Origin of the sequence: Chryseobacterium sp. RU33C (assembly GCF_900156015.1) — a bacterium.
GTDB classification, from domain to species: Bacteria; Bacteroidota; Bacteroidia; order Flavobacteriales; family Weeksellaceae; genus Chryseobacterium; species Chryseobacterium candidae.
The window spans coordinates 62,195-80,427 of record NZ_FTMT01000020.1 but is presented as its reverse complement, the minus strand read 5'-3'; the positions used below and the strand labels follow the sequence as shown (position 1 = coordinate 80,427).

General features: G+C 36.9%; 13 protein-coding genes. 12 read left to right on the top strand and 1 reads right to left on the bottom strand.

Annotation, left to right across the window (positions count from 1 at the left end):
- The first annotated feature begins 4 nt into the window (after positions 1-4).
- The 10 genes from BW946_RS16400 to BW946_RS16355 all read left to right on the top strand — a co-directional run bounded on the left by BW946_RS16400 (position 5) and on the right by BW946_RS16355 (position 12,124).
- Positions 5-916: a hypothetical protein gene (locus tag BW946_RS16400; protein ID WP_110368339.1), complete on the top strand. Its 912-nt coding sequence runs from the start codon at positions 5-7 to the stop codon at positions 914-916.
- Between the two features lie 41 nt (positions 917-957).
- The gene (locus BW946_RS16395) at positions 958-1,956 is read left to right on the top strand and encodes an NADH-quinone oxidoreductase subunit G (RefSeq protein WP_076597191.1); all 999 of its coding nucleotides are present in this window, start codon (positions 958-960) and stop codon (positions 1,954-1,956) included.
- A gap of 177 nt (positions 1,957-2,133) precedes the next feature.
- Positions 2,134-3,198, top strand: a complete 1,065-nt coding sequence (nuoH, locus tag BW946_RS16390; protein ID WP_076597190.1) for an NADH-quinone oxidoreductase subunit NuoH — start codon at positions 2,134-2,136, stop codon at positions 3,196-3,198.
- Positions 3,199-3,322: 124 nt separating this feature from the next.
- On the top strand, positions 3,323-3,880 hold the full coding sequence (locus BW946_RS16385; RefSeq protein ID WP_040996950.1) for a NuoI/complex I 23 kDa subunit family protein: 558 nt from the start codon (positions 3,323-3,325) through the stop codon (positions 3,878-3,880).
- Positions 3,880-4,377 (top strand): NADH-quinone oxidoreductase subunit J family protein, encoded by a 498-nt coding sequence (locus BW946_RS16380; RefSeq protein WP_034693417.1) that lies wholly within the window; start codon positions 3,880-3,882, stop codon positions 4,375-4,377. The genes BW946_RS16385 and BW946_RS16380 overlap by 1 nt, the downstream gene beginning before the upstream one ends.
- Before the next feature lie 4 nt (positions 4,378-4,381).
- On the top strand, positions 4,382-4,711 hold the full coding sequence (gene nuoK, locus BW946_RS16375; protein WP_076597189.1) for an NADH-quinone oxidoreductase subunit NuoK: 330 nt from the start codon (positions 4,382-4,384) through the stop codon (positions 4,709-4,711).
- Positions 4,712-4,713: 2 nt separating this feature from the next.
- A complete protein-coding gene (gene nuoL, locus BW946_RS16370) occupies positions 4,714-6,627 on the top strand; it encodes an NADH-quinone oxidoreductase subunit L (RefSeq protein ID WP_076597188.1) in 1,914 nt (637 codons plus the stop codon).
- 2 nt (positions 6,628-6,629) lie between these two features.
- Complete coding sequence (locus tag BW946_RS16365; protein ID WP_076597187.1) at positions 6,630-8,123, top strand: complex I subunit 4 family protein; 1,494 nt, start codon at positions 6,630-6,632, stop codon at positions 8,121-8,123.
- 16 nt (positions 8,124-8,139) lie between these two features.
- Positions 8,140-9,519 carry an NADH-quinone oxidoreductase subunit N gene (locus tag BW946_RS16360; protein WP_076597186.1) on the top strand — a complete coding sequence of 460 codons (1,380 nt, stop codon included), beginning with the start codon at positions 8,140-8,142 and terminating at the stop codon, positions 9,517-9,519.
- Between the two features lie 292 nt (positions 9,520-9,811).
- Complete coding sequence (locus tag BW946_RS16355) at positions 9,812-12,124, top strand: GAF domain-containing protein (RefSeq protein ID WP_076597185.1); 2,313 nt, start codon at positions 9,812-9,814, stop codon at positions 12,122-12,124.
- Between the two features lie 118 nt (positions 12,125-12,242).
- Here the strand turns inward: BW946_RS16355 and BW946_RS16350 are convergent, their stop codons facing one another.
- Positions 12,243-13,418, bottom strand: coding sequence for a Pycsar system effector family protein (locus tag BW946_RS16350; protein ID WP_076597184.1), 1,176 nt, complete (start codon positions 13,416-13,418; stop codon positions 12,243-12,245).
- Positions 13,419-13,444: 26 nt separating this feature from the next.
- On the opposite strand from BW946_RS16350, the gene BW946_RS16345 reads away from it, so the two are divergent.
- On the top strand, positions 13,445-17,161 hold the full coding sequence (locus tag BW946_RS16345) for a metallophosphoesterase (protein ID WP_076597183.1): 3,717 nt from the start codon (positions 13,445-13,447) through the stop codon (positions 17,159-17,161).
- Between the two features lie 318 nt (positions 17,162-17,479).
- A complete protein-coding gene (locus tag BW946_RS16340; protein ID WP_076597182.1) occupies positions 17,480-18,202 on the top strand; it encodes a hypothetical protein in 723 nt (240 codons plus the stop codon).
- The last annotated feature ends 31 nt before the right edge of the window (positions 18,203-18,233 follow it).

Here is an 18,233-nt window from a genome sequence, read left to right as displayed (position 1 = left end):
TAAGATGAAAAAATTATTGGTTGTCGGCTTAATGATGTCGAATTTTGTATTTGCACAGAATAAGAAAACTGATACTGCAAATTATAACAGATCTGTTGAAGAGGATTTGTCATATTTAGTGAACGAGAAAGAGCAGATTAAAGCTGAGAGAAAGGAAAAGCCTTTACCATTAAGCAAAAAAGGTCAGGTTTTCGTATTTTACGGATGGAACAGAGCGGCTTACAGCAATTCTGATATCCACTTTAGCGGAAACGGATACGATTTTCAATTGAATAATGTAACCGCAAAAGACAGACCTACAAAATTTGGAATTGTCTATTTTGATCCAAGCTGGTTTACCGTAACACAGTATAATTTCAGAATAGGATATTTCATTAAAGACAATTTAGCATTGGTACTGGGGATAGACCATATGAAATATGTAATGGATCAGAACCAGACTGTAGGTTTCAAAGGTCATATTTCAGATCCAGAATATGCAGCAATGGTTCAGAACGGGCAGGTTAATCTTGCAGATGAGAAGTTCCTTACTTTCGAACATACTGATGGACTTAATTATGAAAACTTAGGTCTTGAGAAATACAAAAACCTTGTTCATAAGAAAAATATAGATTTAGTATGGTCTTATGGAGCCGGAATCGGGTTTATGTTTCCGAAAAGTAATGTAAAACTTTTTGGTAACGAAAGAAGTGACCGCTTTCACGTTGCTGGTATGGGAACCGATATCAGATCCAGTCTTAACTTGGTATTCTGGAAAAACTGGATGCTGAGATTAGAAGGAAAAGCAGGTTATATTAATATGTGGGACATTAAAACCACTTTGAATAACAAGCCGGACAAAGCACGTCAGGATTTTGTTTTCGGACAGGTTCTTGGAGGAATTGGATATACATTTAATACAAAGAAATATAAATAACAAAGCCTATTGCTTAACGCATAAAGCTTAAAGCATATCATATGAGCGAAGAAGTTAAAAAATTCAAAATAACTATAGACGGACAGACTACTGAAGTTTTGCCTGGTACTTCTATTCTGGAAGCTGCAAGACAAATCGGTGGTAAATCTGTACCTCCTGCAATGTGCTACTACAGCAAGTTGGAAACCAGTGGAGGAAGATGCAGAACTTGTCTGGTAGAAGTTTCTAAAGGATCTGAAGCAGACCCACGTCCTATGCCAAAATTAGTAGCAAGCTGCAGAACTAATGTAATGGACGGGATGGAAGTAAAAAATCTTACTTCTGAGAAAGCTCAGGAAGGAAGAAAAGCGGTTACCGAATTCCTTTTGGTAAATCACCCGCTGGACTGCCCTATCTGCGACCAGGCAGGAGAATGTCATCTTCAGGACTTAGGATATGAGCATGGTGTGGAAAACACAAGAACAGAATTCGAAAGAAACACTTACGAAGCTGATGATCTTGGGCCGAACATCAAACTAAATATGAACCGTTGTATTCTTTGCGCAAGATGCGTACTGACAGCCAACCAGCTTACAGAAACACGAGAACACGGTATCCTTTTCAGAGGAGATCACGCTGAAATTTCAACGTATTTAAATAAAGCTTTAGACAATGACTTCATCGGAAACGTTATTGACGTTTGCCCTGTAGGAGCATTAACAGACAGAACAGCCCGTTTTGCAAGCAGAGTCTGGTTTACAAAACCTATGAATGCTACTTGTAAGTGTGATAAATGTTCCGGAAAAGCTGTAGTCTGGATGAAAGGTGACGAAATTGTAAGAGTTACCGCAAGAAAAGACCAATGGGGAGAAGTGGAAGAATTCATCTGTGATACATGTCGTTTTGAAAGAAAAGCTTTATCAGACTGGAACATCGAAGGTCCTAGACATATTGACAGACATTCTGTAATTTCATTGAATCACTACGAAAAGCCAAAAGATGAGCTAAGAGTTTTAGACAATCCGATGGCTAAAGAAATCAGTGAAAAAGACGAAAAATAGAATAGTTGGAAGTTAGGAAGCTGGAAGCTGGGAGTTTAATAAATCCCCTAAATTTCAGTTTTAATTTTAGCTGTTTTAATAAAATATAAAAAATTTGGTAATGTGATGAAGAGTTGATGCCACGACGTGATAAACTTCCAGCTTCCAGCTCCCATCTTCAAACATTTAAAATAAAAAATGGATTTACTTACATTTAAACTTATACTTGTACTAGCGCTTTTCCTGCTGTCACTTACGATTGCAGCCTACTCTACATGGGCAGAAAGAAAAGTTGCCTCTATCATGCAGGATAGAATTGGTCCCAACAGAGCCGGACCTTTCGGATTGCTGCAGCCTCTTGCTGACGGTGGAAAATTCTTCTTTAAAGAAGACTTTACGCCTGCCAATGCAGAAAAATTCCTTTTCGTATTAGGGCCGGCTTTGGTGATGTTTATTTCATTGATTACAGGAGCTGTGATTCCTTGGGGTAAAAGTTTAAATATTGCAGGTACTTCTTTTGATCTTCAGGTAGCTAATATTGACGTTGGTGTACTTTTCATCATCGGTATGGCTTCCATAGGGGTTTACGGAATTATGATCGGAGGTTGGGCTTCGAACAACAAGTATTCATTATTAGGTGCTATCCGTGCTTCTTCTCAGATGATTTCTTATGAACTGGCAATGGGACTAGCACTTCTTTCAATCATCATGATGGCTGGAAGTTTAGACTTGAAAGAAATTACTGAAAGTCAGACTACCGGAAAATTATGGGGCGTTATTCCTTGGGTTTCAGGATTGAACTGGAACATTTTCTACCAGCCGATCGCTTTCCTTGTTTTCTTTGTAGCTGCTCTGGCAGAAACCAACAGACACCCGTTCGATTTACCTGAGTGTGAATCTGAATTGGTAACAGGATACTCTACAGAATACTCTTCCATGAAGTTAGGTTTATATATGTTCGGAGAATATGTGAACATGTTTATCTCTAATGCTTTCATGGTCGTTCTTTTCTTCGGAGGGTACAACTATCCTGGTATTGAATGGGTAACTCAGAACTGGGGAGAAAACACAGCAGGAATTTTAAGTATCGTAGCATTCCTTACGAAAACAGTAATCGGAATTCTGATCTTTATGTGGATCAGATGGACACTTCCAAGATTCAGATATGATCAGTTAATGCACTTAGGATGGAAAACTTTAATCCCAATGGCATTGGTAAACCTATTAATTACAGGAGCTGTAATTTTAGCGTTTGGAAATTAAATTATCTAAACCTAACAGGTTTTTGAAACCTGTTAGGTTTGTGTAAATATTGAATATTAAAAATTAAGATAACAGACAAGATTAGTCTAAAATCTGGTGTCTAACATCTAATATCTATAATTAAATGAAACTTACAAACAGATCAAAAGTTGTTTCCAATAAAGAAATGACCCTTGCTGAAAAAATCTACCTTCCTGCCATCTTTACAGGAATGGGGATTACATTTAAGCATGCTGTAAGAACCGTGATAAAGGGTGCTCCCGCAGTATATTCGTATCCGGAAGTACAGAAACCAAGAACGACTATCTGGAGAGGCCAGCACGTTTTGAAAAGAGACGAGGAAGGCAGAGAAAGATGTACAGCTTGCGGACTTTGTGCGGTAGCTTGTCCTGCAGAAGCCATTACAATGACTGCTGCTGAAAGAACTAAAGAGGAAAAAGGTCTTTACAGAGAAGAGAAATATGCATCAGTATATGAAATCAATATGCTAAGATGTATTTTCTGTGGTATGTGTGAAGAAGCTTGTCCTAAATCTGCCATCTATCTTACCGACAGATTGGTAGACGTGGAAACCAACAGAGGTTCTTTCATTTACGGAAAAGATAAATTAGTTGAAAAAATAAATGAAAGGATTGATATCACGACAAGACAATCCGAGAAACAAAAAAATGCGGTAAAATAATGGATCAGTTTTTATTTTTCTTGGTGGCGTTTTTAGCAGTGGCAAGTGCTGTTTACTTTGTATTTGCAAGAAATCCTCTTTATGCTATTTTGTCATTAATTGTTACGATGTTTTCAATTGCCGGAATGTACATTCTTCTCAATGCACAGTTCCTGGCAATTATCCAGATTATTGTTTACGCAGGTGCTATCATGGTACTTTTCCTTTACATCTTAATGATGCTTAACCTTAATAAACAAGACGAAAGTAAGAAGAACAATACTTTAAAATTTGTTGGAGTTTTTACGGCAGGTCTTCTTTTGGTAGGTGTATTGGGAGTTTTCAGAGGAGTAAAAGACAATCACATTGTTGTTGAAAATGTAGACAGAGGGGTTGGTCTTACCAAAAATCTGGGTAGACTTTTGTTTAATGAATATGTTTTACCGTTTGAGCTTGCTTCCATCCTAATTCTGGCAGGTATTGTAGGCGCGGTATTAATCGGTAAAAAAGATTTATAAAATTATGGGAGAAGTAAATACATTTATACAAAGCATCCCTTTGGACTACTTCATCATTCTTTCCTCAGTATTGTTCTGTCTGGGAGTAATGGGAGTATTGCTTAGAAAAAATGCTATTGTGATTCTGGGCTGTGTAGAGCTTATGCTGAATTCTGTAAACCTTTTATTGGCAACTTTTTCAGCATACAAAGGCAACGGCGACGGACAACTTTTAGTTTTCTTCATTATGGTGGTAGCAGCTGCTGAAGTAGCAGTAGGTCTGGCAATTATTGCGATGCTATATAGAAACACCCGTTCTGTAGATGTGAGTATATTTAATAAATTAAGAGGATAAGAATGGAGAATCTAGTATATGCAATAGTACTTTTACCACTTTTAGGGTTTCTTATTAACGGGTTATTCGGAAAAAATCTTCCCAAAATATTGGTAGGATCTTTGGCTACTTTGATGGTTTTTGGATCTTTCTGTATTGCAGTAAGTATTTTCATGAATTTCAATTCTGAAAACCAGCCTGTTATTGTAAAAGCTTTTGAATGGTTTAGAGTAAATGGAGTTCAAATCAATTTTGGATTCCAGATAGATCAGCTTTCTTTAATGATGGTGATGATCATTACGGGTATCGGTTCACTGATCCACTTATACTCTATCGGATATATGAGTCATGATAAAGGATTCTACAAGTTTTTTACTTATCTGAATCTTTTCATCTTCTCGATGTTACTTTTAGTAATGGGAAGCAACTACCTTATCCTGTTCATCGGATGGGAAGGTGTAGGTCTGTGTTCTTACCTGTTGATCGGATTCTGGTATACCAATAAAGAATACGGTAAAGCGGCAAGAAAAGCTTTCATCATGAACAGAATTGGTGACCTTGCGTTATTGATCGGTATCTTCATGATCGCTTCTCAGACCAATGCTGTAGATTATCTTTCTGTAGCAGAAAATGCTTCAAAATTTGAATTAGACGGAACAGTGATCATCTTTATCACAGCGAGTTTATTCATCGGTGCTACCGGTAAATCTGCTCAGGTTCCATTATATACATGGTTACCGGATGCGATGGCCGGGCCAACACCAGTATCAGCATTGATCCACGCAGCAACAATGGTAACAGCGGGTATCTATTTAGTAGTAAGATCCAACTTCTTATTTACTTTAGCACCTACTGTGCAGGGAGTAATTTTATTCATCGGATTCTTAACGGCTGCTTTAGCAGGATTCTATGCTCTTCGTCAGAACGACATCAAAAAAGTATTGGCATACTCTACCGTTTCACAGCTTGGATTTATGTTTATCGCTTTAGGTCTGGGAGCCTATACAACAGCTATGTTCCACGTAATGACACACGCATTCTTTAAGGCCTTGTTATTCTTAGGTGCAGGTTCAGTAATCCACGCTATGAGCAACGAACAGGATATGCGTTTCATGGGAGGTCTTAAGAAATATATTCCTCTCACCCACGCTACATTCCTTATCGGAACATTAGCCATCTCAGGTTTCCCTTTATTATCAGGGATGATCTCTAAAGACGAAATTTTAGTAGCAGCTTTCGCTAAAAACCCTGTTTACTGGGTAATCTTATTTGTTTTAGCGGCAATGACTGCAACCTATATGTTCAGACTTTACTATTTGACATTCCACGGAGAATTCAGAGGTACTGAAGAACAGAAACACCACTTACACGAAAGCCCGTCTAATATGACATTACCATTGATCGTATTGGCTATTCTTTCTGTAATCGGAGGTTTTATCAACCTGCCACACTTCATCGGTCACGGGCATTATGCTAAACTGATGGAATGGTTAAAGCCAGTTCTTACGGAACAAAGCTACAGCCAGATGGAAGCTACTCTTTCAGGAGTACCTTTCAATACTGAAATGATATTATTAGCAGCAACAATCCTGATGTTCTTCACTGTATGGTTCATCGTTAGAAATACTTATCTAAGTAAGAAAAAGATGGCTGTTGCAGAGGAAAACTATACCGGATGGGAAAAGCTTTCTGCTAAGAAATTATACGTTGACGAACTTTACAACGCATTGATTGTAAAAACTGTTGAAGGATTAGGACGCGGAGGAAAAATGTTTGATAAGGGTATCTTAGACCGTTTTGTAAACTTTGTAGGTGATGGTGCTGAAGACAGCGGAAAAGCTATGAAGCGTGTACAGAACGGAAATGTAGAGACATATATCCTTATCATGTCTTTAGCGGTGGGAATTATATTAATTGTTAACTTTTTATTACAATAATAATGTCTTGTTTGTTATTAACATTATTACTATTACCTCTAGTAGGTTCGGGATTAGTTTTTGCCTGGAAGAGTAATTCCAGCAAATATTTGGCGCTTGGAATCGCATTGGTACAAATGCTCCTTACATTCTATATGCTTTCGGATTTTGATTTTACTCCGACAGTAGACAGCGTATTGCAGCATGAGATCAATTATCCATGGTCACAATTTATGAAGAGCTCTCTTCACTTCGGTGTTGACGGAATGAGCATGCTTCTTTTATTACTGACCAATATTCTGGCTCCAATCATTATTTTATCATCTTTCAACGAAAGTGTAAACTACAGAAATACATTCTACGGATTGATTCTGTTGATGCAGTTCGGTCTTGTAGGGGTATTTACTTCTTTAGACGGATTGTTGTTCTACATTTTCTGGGAAGTCACTTTGATTCCAATTTGGTTCATTGCCGGACTTTGGGGACAGGAGAATAAAAGGTTCGAGTTCACTACGAAATTCTTCGTATATACATTCGTGGGATCATTATTTATGTTAGCCGGATTGATCTATGTGTACAACCACTCTGCATCATTCGCTTTAACAGATTTATATAATGCCCAGCTTAACGAAGTACAGCAGACTGTGGTATTCTGGTTTATTTTCTTTGCTTTTGCAGTGAAATTACCGGTATTCCCTTTCCATACATGGCAGCCTGATACCTATACCTACTCTCCTACTCAAGGATCGATGTTATTATCAGGGATCATGCTGAAGATGGCAGTATATGGTGTAATGCGTTATTTACTTCCAATCACTCCGCTTCCGATAGCAGGAATTTCCGGGCAAATTGTGATTATTCTTGCCATTGTAGGAATTGTTCACGGTGCTTTGATCGCTATTATCCAGACGGATATGAAGAGAATCATTGCGTATTCATCTTTCTCTCACGTAGGATTGATGGTAGCAGGGATCTTCGCTTCTGCAGTAGTTACTCTTAGAGGAACTTTCAATGTGGAAGGAGCTGAAGGAGCATTGGTACAGACTTTTGCCCACGGTATCAACGTAGTAGGATTATTCTACTGTTGTGATATTTTATACAAGAGATTTAAATCAAGAGACATCAGACAAATGGGTGGTTTAGCTAAAGTAGCTCCTAAGTTTGCTGTATTGTTCCTGATCATTATATTAGGTTCAATGGGAGTTCCATTGACCAATGGATTCATCGGAGAATTTATTTTGTTGAAATCAGTATATGATTTTAACGGAACAGCAGCAGTAATTGCTGGTCTTACGGTAATTCTTTGTGCAGTGTATTTATTGAGATTCTACGGAAAAGCAATGTTTGGAGAAGGAGATGAAGCCGTTTTAAGTACAGCAAAAGATTTATCGGGTGTAGAGTTTTCTGTATTGGCAAGTTTAGCGGTTTTTGTGATTTTACTAGGTATTTTCCCACAACCGGTAATTGACATGGTGAGTAGTTCGGTGAAGTTTATCTACCAATCAATGGTAAGTTAATTTGATATTTTAAGAAATGAGTGTTTTAATTATTGTTTTCCTAACGGCAGTTATTGCGTTATTTTCAGGAGTTTTTGAACAAGGAAAATTCGCAAGATACATTGGGATTTTGGGATTAATCATTGCATTGTATGTAAGTTTTATGCCGGAATGTTCGTTCTTCGACCATTACAAGCATATGTATGAGTACAGTGACAATACCGCATTATTCACTAAAATATCAATCGTAACAACTTTATTGTTATTCTTCCTTGGAGGTTTTGCATTCAGCAATCACAGAAGCCACCAGTCGGAATTATATGCATTGATGCTATTTGCATTATGTGGAGGGATCATCCTTTTCGGATACCAGAACCTGGTAACGATGTTCTTAGGAGTTGAGATCCTTTCTATTCCATTATATGTAATGGCTGGAGCTAACAAAACTGATTTGAGATCCAACGAAGCTTCTATTAAATATTTCCTTATGGGTGCCTTTGCAACAGGTTTCTTACTGTTCGGAATTGCGTTTATCTACGGAAGTGCAGGAAGTTTTGATCTTTACAAGATTCATGATTTTGGAGTAGCAAATGCTGGAAATGTAATGTTCATCTTAGGGGTATTACTGATTCTTTGTGCATTGGCATTCAAGGTAGCTCTGGCACCTTTCCACATGTGGAGTCCTGATGTATATGCAGGTTCACCTTCATTAATCACAGCATTCATGGCGAGTGTGGTAAAGATCTCAGGATTCTTTGCCCTGTTCAGATTGATGACGCTTGGGTTCGCTGGAGTAACCCACGAGTGGATTAATGTTTTTGGCGTATTCTTAATCATTACTTTACTTTTGGCCAACGTTATGGGTCTTGCTCAGACGAACGCAAAAAGAATGCTGGCATACTCTTCAGTTTCCCACGCAGGATATATCGGATTGGTATTCTTCGGAATGACAAGCCTTTCTACATATAACCTGGCGTTCTATTTATTTGCTTATTCTTTATCTACAGTAGGCGTTTTCATGTGTCTGATCTGGGTAGAGAAATTAAAGAGAGAAACTTCTTTCGGAGCCTTCAAAGGATTGGCAAAAACCGAACCTTTATTAGCCACTGTAGCAACGATCTCTATGCTTTCAATGGCAGGAGTTCCGTTAACAGCTGGTTTCATGGGGAAATTTGCTTTATTCTCCCAGGCTATGAACGGTGCTGCTTTCTTAGTACTGGTAGCTGTGTTAGGTTCTGCCCTATCTATTGCTTACTATTTAAGACTGATCATTGCGATGTTCTTCTTTAAAGAATCAACATTCAAATCGTCAGAAAAAGTAACCCTTACTTACAACATCATCGCAGTAGTTGTTATTGCTTTGATCATTATCCTTGGAGTTTTCCCGGATTTATTTGCAAGAATGTTCGGATTGTAAAACCTGAATTTTACATATAAAAAAGCACAACTTATCAGTTGTGCTTTTTTATGTTCATATCTGAATAATGAATATCACAAAATAGTATTTTTTATTCAAATTATTCAAAAAAAAAAAACACAATTTACTAATCAGTAACATTGATCATCATCCGTTCAAAAAAACAGCAAAGAATAGTAAAATACGTTATAAAATTTCCGAAATGCATAAATAAATTATGTACGATAAAATAAAAACATCCTCCTATTAATATTCTCCTTTTTTCATAACTTTACTCTAAATTTTTCAGCTCTTGGCTAATCTCTATAAAAAAGACTCTCCCTTTCAGGTTTATATATCATTCAAAAAATATTTGGATGTTCTGGAACATATCCGATATAATGACAGACTGGAATACAGAGTCAATTATGCAGAGTCTCTGATTGAGAGTACAAGAAATTTCAAAGAGCTCAGAGAAGGCTTTCAGGACACCGCCCTTCTTGAAAAATACGAAGACCTCATCAGACTGCTTCTTGCTGATCTTTTCCCAACAGGCCTTACCAGAAACGAAATAAAAGCGGCAAGCATTCCGCTTTCCAACATTACCTTCAACTATACTGAAAGGTTTAAAGATATTCTGAAAGATGCCGGAAAAGACTTCGAAATAGAACTCAGGAATATTTCAGATAATGAATTTTATGTGTTCTGCTGCTGTCTGATTCTTCAAAGCTATTTCAAAAAAGATATTAAAAGCATGCTTCCGTTTTATTATGATATTCCCAACAAACAGGGAATCATGAAGCATTATAAAATTACGGTCAATTCCGATTTTACGGAAATTATGCCTACAGAAGATGCCAAAATTCCATCGGATGATGTTCTGGATATGCTGCTGGAAAATCTGGATGACTTTAAACTGTGGAAAAAGTATTTTCCATCTCAGTCCTGGATATTGAAAGGATTTACTATTATTTCACTGGTAGACTGTACTTCTGAAGTAGCCCTTTCCGATCTGAAATCAAGCATGATTGAAATTGATCCGGAAGATATGAATCCCAACGAAAACCTGACCGAAATTTTCAAATCCTATTTTGATGTTCCTGAACTCAGCTTCGGGTTGATGACTTTCAACAAAAAGGAACAGAAACTCGATAAACTTCCGATTTACGAAAGCCTGCTCACGAATCATATCCTGGATTTCTGGATCAATGCATTTGATGAAGAGACGCGTAAAAGTACCTTTGATAATTTAAATCATAATTCAAAGCCTGTGGTTGTTTCCAATGTAAACAACCTGGACGAGAATGTCAAGCTGCTTCCTTCCTTCAGTATTCTAAAGGACAATAATATCAACAGTTTCATGGTAATTCCCATCATGAAAGACGGCGAACTCCTTGCGATCATGGAATTCACCTCTCCTATTGCCGGAAGTTTCAATGGCTTGAAACTGAAAAAACTGGAGTTTTTCACTGATATGGTTCTCTTCTCTCTGAACAGATTCTACTTTGAGAAAAATTATCAGATAGAAGCCATTATTCAACGTGAATATACAACCATCCACGACAGTGTGGTATGGAAGTTCAGAAATGAAGCTGAAAAATATTTTACGGCATCACTTGGAAAGAAAATATATACCTTAAAGCAGATCGCATTCAAAAATCTTACTCCGCTATTTGGAGTTTCGGATATCCGTTCTTCTTCGGAAAAACGTTTTAATCTGATGCTGCTGGATCTTAATCAACAAATTGAATGTCTGAATGAAATTTTAATACTCACGAATTCCGATTCGGAAAAATTTGTACTGGCTTTGGATGTTTTTGAAAATGAGATCAACAATGAGATCAAAGCAGATACGGAACAGCGTTTTCAGAGGTTATTAAGAGAAGAAATCCATCCTTTTTTACAAGGAAAACTGGAAATTAAAACATCCAGAGAAATAAAGGCAAAGATTAAAGACTATTTTTTGCACATTTTTACCTCTACGGATCTGTTTTATCATCACAGAAAAAAACTTGATGACTCTATCACGCTTGTAAACAGAAAGCTGGCCGATATGCTGGATGAAAGCCAGGAAAAGGCACAGGAAATTTTTCCACATTATTATGAAAGATTTAAGTCTGATGGTGTAGAACACAATCTGTATATTGGTTCTACCATCGCTCCTGAGCTTCATTATACTTCGAAAGTAGTCCACAAACTGAGATACTGGCAGCTGAAAACCATCTGTAAAATGGAACTTGAATTTCAGTTGTTCAAAAAGTATCTTCCTGTACAGCTGGATATTGCCTCACTGATCTTTGTATATAATGAAAAAATAGATATCCGCTTCAGAATGGATGAAAAACGCTTTGATGTAGACGGAGCTTACAATTCGTATTACGAAATCATCAAAAAACGTCTGGATAAAGCCCATATTAAAGATTCTTCAGAACGCATCACTGCTCCCGGAAAAATTACCATCGTCTATTTCGGAATGGAAAATCAGAAGGAATACCTGGACTATATTTCCAAACTCCAGAAGAAAGGAGTTTTACAAAATGATATAGAATTTTTAAGAGTGGAGGATCTTCAGGGTATTACGGGATTGCTGGCACTGAGAGTGTCTTTTACACTTCCGCAGGAGTAATGATTATCAACGCCGTAAGCATCATGCTCCTTTATTTCATCATGAAAAGCTTTAGGTTGGCATATCTTCAGTCAATCTTATAAAAATTCCGGGTGATTACTTTTTATCTATATTTTAATTAAAGACTCAGAAAAGCAGCCCCGAAAGATAAGACGGATATAATAATCCCTGCCATAAATATCTTATAGGTAATGGATAAAAGCCTGTATTTCCTGTTAAGAACTTTTCCCAGATAATACAGATCCTTCACCATAGAATCATAGATATAATCCCTGTCTTTAATAAGATCTTTCATGGCATTGTTATAATCGTCAAACAACATCTGCTGAAAGTTTCCAAAAAACAGCAGGTTTACTTTTCTGTTGGCAATATCCTGAGAAGTAAATGTTGATTTGGTTACATTCGGTTTTGTAGAGAGAATCGCAAATATAATCGTCAGTACGCTGGACAGCAATAATATGAAGCTTGGAAGAATCAGATGCGAATTCTTAGGAGCATCCAGTTTCGGAACCAGTACAGAAAGACAAACCGAAATAATAATTGCGTTCACAGATAAAAGAATATTGGCTTTACTGTCTGCAATATCACTTAATCTTGTATGATTGTTCAGTGTAACTCTGAATAAGGTATCCACACTTCTGTCCGATTTTTCTTTTTCTTTTTTGCCCTCCGAAGCTTCCTTTTTGTTTTCTTTTTTCTCTTCTTCTTTTTCCAGCTTCTTTTCGATCTTTTTGATATTTTTCTTTTTCAAAGGCTCCCAGTTTTCTTTGGCGTAATCTGTATAAAAAGTATGCTTGTTTTTCAGCATATCAAGATTTCCGGCATTCCATTCTTCATTGGAAAAGCATCTTACGTTGGTCAGTTCCCATTCTTTTCTCAAAGCATCAGAAATTTCACTGTAATCATGGCCTGCAAAATGGCTGAAGTCTGCGTCCTTTACAATTTTTTCCAGTAAGTTCTGAGGTTCGTAGTGTATTTTCGTAGCCAGAATCAGTTTTTCAACGTCTGCAATATAGTCTTCAGAATAATTTTCCTGGTGTAAAAAGGCTTTCATCACCTCTACACTCCTTTCCTCATGGTTCAGGGCACATTCTATATACCCTGTATCATGAAACCATAATGCTACAAGTACCTTCTCCTGATCTTCTTCAGAAACAGGGGTATTTTTCATGATTTCCTCAGCCTTATTGACTGTATAGGCAGTATGGATAAAATTATGATAAAAATATACCGAAGATAACTTATCTTTGAATAAGATTTCAACATAATTTTTAGCTTTGTGTAGAATGCTCATTCCTGAATTTTTGTTAATGTAAATTTATGAATTTATCCTTTAAAACTCATCTAAAAAATACTTCTATTGTTCTTCGGACGGTAATGTCCGCAGGAGCTCTTTATTCCTGTGCTACCTATAACGTACAAAAGGGCAAAAACTTATTTGAAGTTAAAGATTCCGAAATAAAATCTGAAAATGATTTTAAACTCTTTCTTATTGGAGATGCAGGAAACTCAGATGAACCTCAGGCACAAAAAACATTGAATTTACTGAAAGGTAAACTGGATTCTGCGGATAGTAATTCTATGCTGATCTTTCTGGGTGATAATATCTATCCTAATGGTATGCCCAAAGAAACAGACAAAGATTACTCCCTCGCAAAGCAAAAACTGGAAAACCAGCTTTCCATTACCAAAAATTTCAAAGGAAAAACATTAGTAATTCCCGGAAATCATGATTGGTATAGTGGATTGGAAGGGCTGAATACCCAGGAAGGACTGGTTAAAAAATATCTTGATGATAAAAAAGCTTTCCTACCCAAAAACGGCTGTCCTATTGATGATATCAATGTTTCTAAAGATATAAAGCTTATTGCCATCGATACAGAATGGGTGATTGCCAACTGGGATAATTATCCGGGAATCAACAAAAACTGTAATATCAAAACCCGTGAAGATTTTTTCACAGAGTTCAAAGATCTTATCATTAAAAATCAGGGAAAAAAAATAATTGTTGCTTTACACCATCCTATCATCAGCAGTGGAACCCACGCAGGTTTTAATTCTGTTAAATCCCATCTCTTTCCTTTAAAGAGTAAAGTTCCTGTTCCTGTAGTAGCAAGTGTAATCAATGTATTAAGAAGTTCCTCGGGAGCCAGCCCTGAAGATATTAATAATCAACATTATGCAGATCTGGCTAACAGACTGAAAAGTATTGTCCAGGATAAGGAAAACATCATTTTCGTATCTGGTCATGACCATAATCTGCAATATCACGAAGATGGAAACTTAAGACAGATCATTAGTGGAGCAGGCTCAAAAACAGATCCATCTACCATCGTGGAACAAACAGACTTTTCTTACGGAGGTAGTGGTTTTGCGGTTTTAAATTTCAGAAAAGATGAAAGTACAGATGTGGAGTATTTTTCAACTAAAGATGCTCAGCTCCAAAAACTGACTCATATTTCCGTGATATCCAAACCGGATGTATTCATCAATAATTTTCCCAATTCTTTTCCTGCCACATTCTCTTCCACCATTTACCCTGTACAGCTTACTGAAAAAAGAAAGTTTTACCGCTGGCTTTGGGGAGATCATTACAGAAGATATTACGGAATTCCCATTGAAGCGCCAACCGCTAATCTTTCCGAATTAAACGGAGGGTATATTCCTTTCCGGGAAGGCGGAGGAAACCAATCCAATAGTTTGCGTCTGAAAGCTAAAGACGGACAGGAATTTGTTATGCGTGGAGTAAAAAAAAGTGCGATCCGTTTCCTGAACAATATGGCTTTTCAGAAAAGTACATTAGGAGAAGAACTCGCAGATACATTCCCTGAAAAGTTCCTGCTTGATTTTTATACCACCAATCATCCCTTTACTCCATTTACGATTGGAAATATGTCAGAAAAACTGGGTATTTTCCACAGTAATCCAAAACTGTATTATATTCCTAAGCAACAGGCTTTGGGAAGATATAATGAAAACTACGGGGATGAAATGTATATGATTGAAGAACGGTTTTCTTCTGATCCGAAAACATTAGCTGATCTTGACCATGCAAAAGATATCGTTTCCACGGATGATGTACTTAAAAATCTTAGCAAAAGCGATAAATATTCTGTGGACAGAGAATCTTATATCAGAGCAAGATTATTTGATATGCTTATCGGCGACTGGGACAGACATTCCGACCAGTGGAAATGGGCAGAATATGAAGCGGGTGATAAAATAATCTATAAACCTATTCCTAAAGACAGGGATCAGGCATTCAGTAAATATGACGGCGCAGCCTTTAAAATCATCATGAATGTTCCTGCCATCCGCCATATGAAAACCTTTACAGAAGATATCAGCAGTGTAAAATGGCTTGCCATGGAACCTTATCCGATGGATCTTGTTTTCTTAAAAGGTGCAGACCAGAATGAATGGGAAACCCAGGCAAAATATATTCAGGAACATCTTACTGATGCAGATATTGATGATGCTTTCCATAATCTTCCGAAAGAAGTACAGGATGACACCATTGCCGAAATCCAGAGAAAACTGAAAATAAGAAAGACAAAATTACAGACCTATGCCGCCCAGTATTATGATGTACTGCTTAAAAAAGTTCCTTTGGCGGGAACGGTACATCCTGATAAGTTTGTCATCACCAAAAACGGACATTCCGTGCTTGTTCAGCAATATTATCTAGGCAAGAACAAAGACCAGAATGAACTTGTTTTTGAAAAGACTTATCATGATTCGAAAACAAAAGAATTGTGGATCTACGGATTGGAAGATGATGATACTTATGTAGTAACAGGAAGTGGAAATCCTAAAATGACGATCCGGCTGATTGGTGGATACAATCATGATACCTATAATGTTGCAGATGGCAGAAAAGTAAAGATTTATGATTTTAGATCTCAGAAAAACACTTATAACACAGGCAATGCAACCAGGAATATTACAGATGATTATGATATCAACAGCTATAATTATAAACACCCTAAATATAATTCTGTTGCAGGGTATCCAAACCTGGATTACAACCCGGATGATGGGGTGATTGTAGGAGTTCTGGCCAATTATACAGTGAATAATTTTATACGTGATCCTTTCACTCAGAGACACAGCTTAAAAGCTAATTTTTATACGGCAACTGCAGGATTTAGCCTTACGTACAAAGGTGTATTTAAAAAAGCAATCTCAGGCTGGGATATTAACCTTGATGCATTTTATACCACTCCAAGGTTCTCTCAGAACTTTTTTGGGCTTTCGAACGAAAGTGAGTATGACAAGGAGGATACAGAAAGAGAATACAACAGAGCCAGAATATCTAAGTTTAACTTCGCTCCTTCCATTTCTCAAAAGAGCTGGATGAACCTCAGCCATCAGTTTCAACTGACTTTTGAAGATAATAAAGTACAGAGAAAAGCGGACCGATTCATCAACCAGTCTCCGGATGTGAGACCTGGTGTATTTAATAGCCAACAGTTTGTGGGAGCCAATTATACCTTTGGCTATAAAAATGCAGATAATGCAGCCTTCCCTACTCTTGGACTGGAATTTATGCTGAATGCAGACTGGAAAGCAACTCTTTCTGATTTTAATAAGAATTTCGTAACGGTAAAAGGAAAACTTGCCATTGACCACAGGATTGATAAAAAAGGAAAATTTGTATTCGCCAATTCCAGCAATGTGATGTGGATTAATAATAATAATTTTGAATTCTATCAGGCCGCTGCTATCGGAGGAAATAATGGAATGCGAGCCTTCAGAAACGAAAGATTCTCCGGAAGATCCTATTTTACCAATAACTCAGAAATCCGGTGGGATTTTGGAAGGGTAAGAAATAATATTGTTCCTGCCAACATGGGAATTCTTATCGGATATGATATCGGCCGTGTATGGAATGACAATGAGAACTCCAGAAAATGGCATCAGTCTGCTGGTGCAGGTGTATGGCTGAGTATTGTGGAAATGATGTCTGCAAGGTTGAATTATTTCTATGGTTCAGATGGCGGAAGAATTTCTGCAGGAATAGGAATGAAATTTTAATTTGTGCCATTAAAAAGAAATTAATTCTAATTTCCGGGCTGAATACTGCTATTGCAAACAAAACATAAATCACTGCTTAACAATATGTTAAAATAATTCAAACTGAGTATTTGAAAAAAACTTCAATTTTAATAAAATTTAATAATTCAAACTTTCAACTCACATTTTTTACTGATAAAATAAATATGGCTTTTAAATAAGAGTCATATTTTCAGCTATATAAGTAAAAACAAGACATAGTTCAATATGTTTATGAATTCCTTAAAAAACAGACATTTTAAAAACATTTTATATTTGTGCCAATTAAAAAATCAACAAATGATGAAAAAAAAGCTATTGTATATGGCATTATTTTTTATGTTCATACATTTAAATGCACAGATAGGGATTGAAACATCAACTCCCCAAAATACTTTACATGTCAATGGCTCACTTCAGGTAGTTAAAGACCTGAATGTAGGCGGAGATGATAAAACAAGAGGTAATTCCGGAAACAAGGGCGAGGTCTTAATGTCAAATGGAGTGGGTAATGCTCCGGTATGGAAAACGATTGAATCTGAAAACTTCTTAAAGGTAATATATGTGGGAAACAAAACAAACATTAGTCCCGCAAGCGGAAGCTATACGGGTACTCATTCTACTCCGGTTAATACTCATGAAAGTTATTCACAGACTTATGTTTTCAATGTAAGCAATAAGATTGATACTGCTTATTTAACGTATAATTCTACCACCGGACTTTTCACAGTAGTAAAACCGGGATTTTACAATATTGTTCCTTATGTGACGTATGATCTCAATTTAAATCCATCAGGGCAAACTGCAGGAACAGCCAATTCCTATATCCAAAAAGTATCGCCTACCCTTACAACTCTTGCAGGAATATCAACAGGTCATGGAGAGCGTACTACAGGATTGAATCATAATCTTTCCTCCATTAATTTTTTCAATACAGGAGAAACCTTCAGAATACGCTGTCGTTATACCCAGGATTTCAGATTATCAAGCGGAAATATTCATATCTCTTATCTTACTCCTTAAACACTATAAACTTCAATCACTTCAATAATAT

Bases quoted from the DNA above. Each gene is read 5' to 3' on its own strand.
- BW946_RS16380 (WP_034693417.1), top strand. From the start codon at position 3,880: ATGGATCAGTTTTTATTTTTCTTGGTGGCGTTTTTAGCAGTGGCAAGT.
- BW946_RS16385 (WP_040996950.1), top strand. From the start codon at position 3,323: ATGAAACTTACAAACAGATCAAAAGTTGTTTCCAATAAAGAAATGACC.
- BW946_RS16365 (WP_076597187.1), top strand. From the start codon at position 6,630: ATGTCTTGTTTGTTATTAACATTATTACTATTACCTCTAGTAGGTTCG.
- nuoL (WP_076597188.1), top strand. From the start codon at position 4,714: ATGGAGAATCTAGTATATGCAATAGTACTTTTACCACTTTTAGGGTTT.
- BW946_RS16400 (WP_110368339.1), top strand. From the start codon at position 5: ATGAAAAAATTATTGGTTGTCGGCTTAATGATGTCGAATTTTGTATTT.
- nuoH (WP_076597190.1), top strand. From the start codon at position 2,134: ATGGATTTACTTACATTTAAACTTATACTTGTACTAGCGCTTTTCCTG.
- BW946_RS16360 (WP_076597186.1), top strand. From the start codon at position 8,140: ATGAGTGTTTTAATTATTGTTTTCCTAACGGCAGTTATTGCGTTATTT.
- BW946_RS16395 (WP_076597191.1), top strand. From the start codon at position 958: ATGAGCGAAGAAGTTAAAAAATTCAAAATAACTATAGACGGACAGACT.
- BW946_RS16345 (WP_076597183.1), top strand. From the start codon at position 13,445: ATGAATTTATCCTTTAAAACTCATCTAAAAAATACTTCTATTGTTCTT.
- BW946_RS16340 (WP_076597182.1), top strand. From the start codon at position 17,480: ATGATGAAAAAAAAGCTATTGTATATGGCATTATTTTTTATGTTCATA.
- nuoK (WP_076597189.1), top strand. From the start codon at position 4,382: ATGGGAGAAGTAAATACATTTATACAAAGCATCCCTTTGGACTACTTC.
- BW946_RS16350 (WP_076597184.1), bottom strand. From the start codon at position 13,418: ATGAGCATTCTACACAAAGCTAAAAATTATGTTGAAATCTTATTCAAA.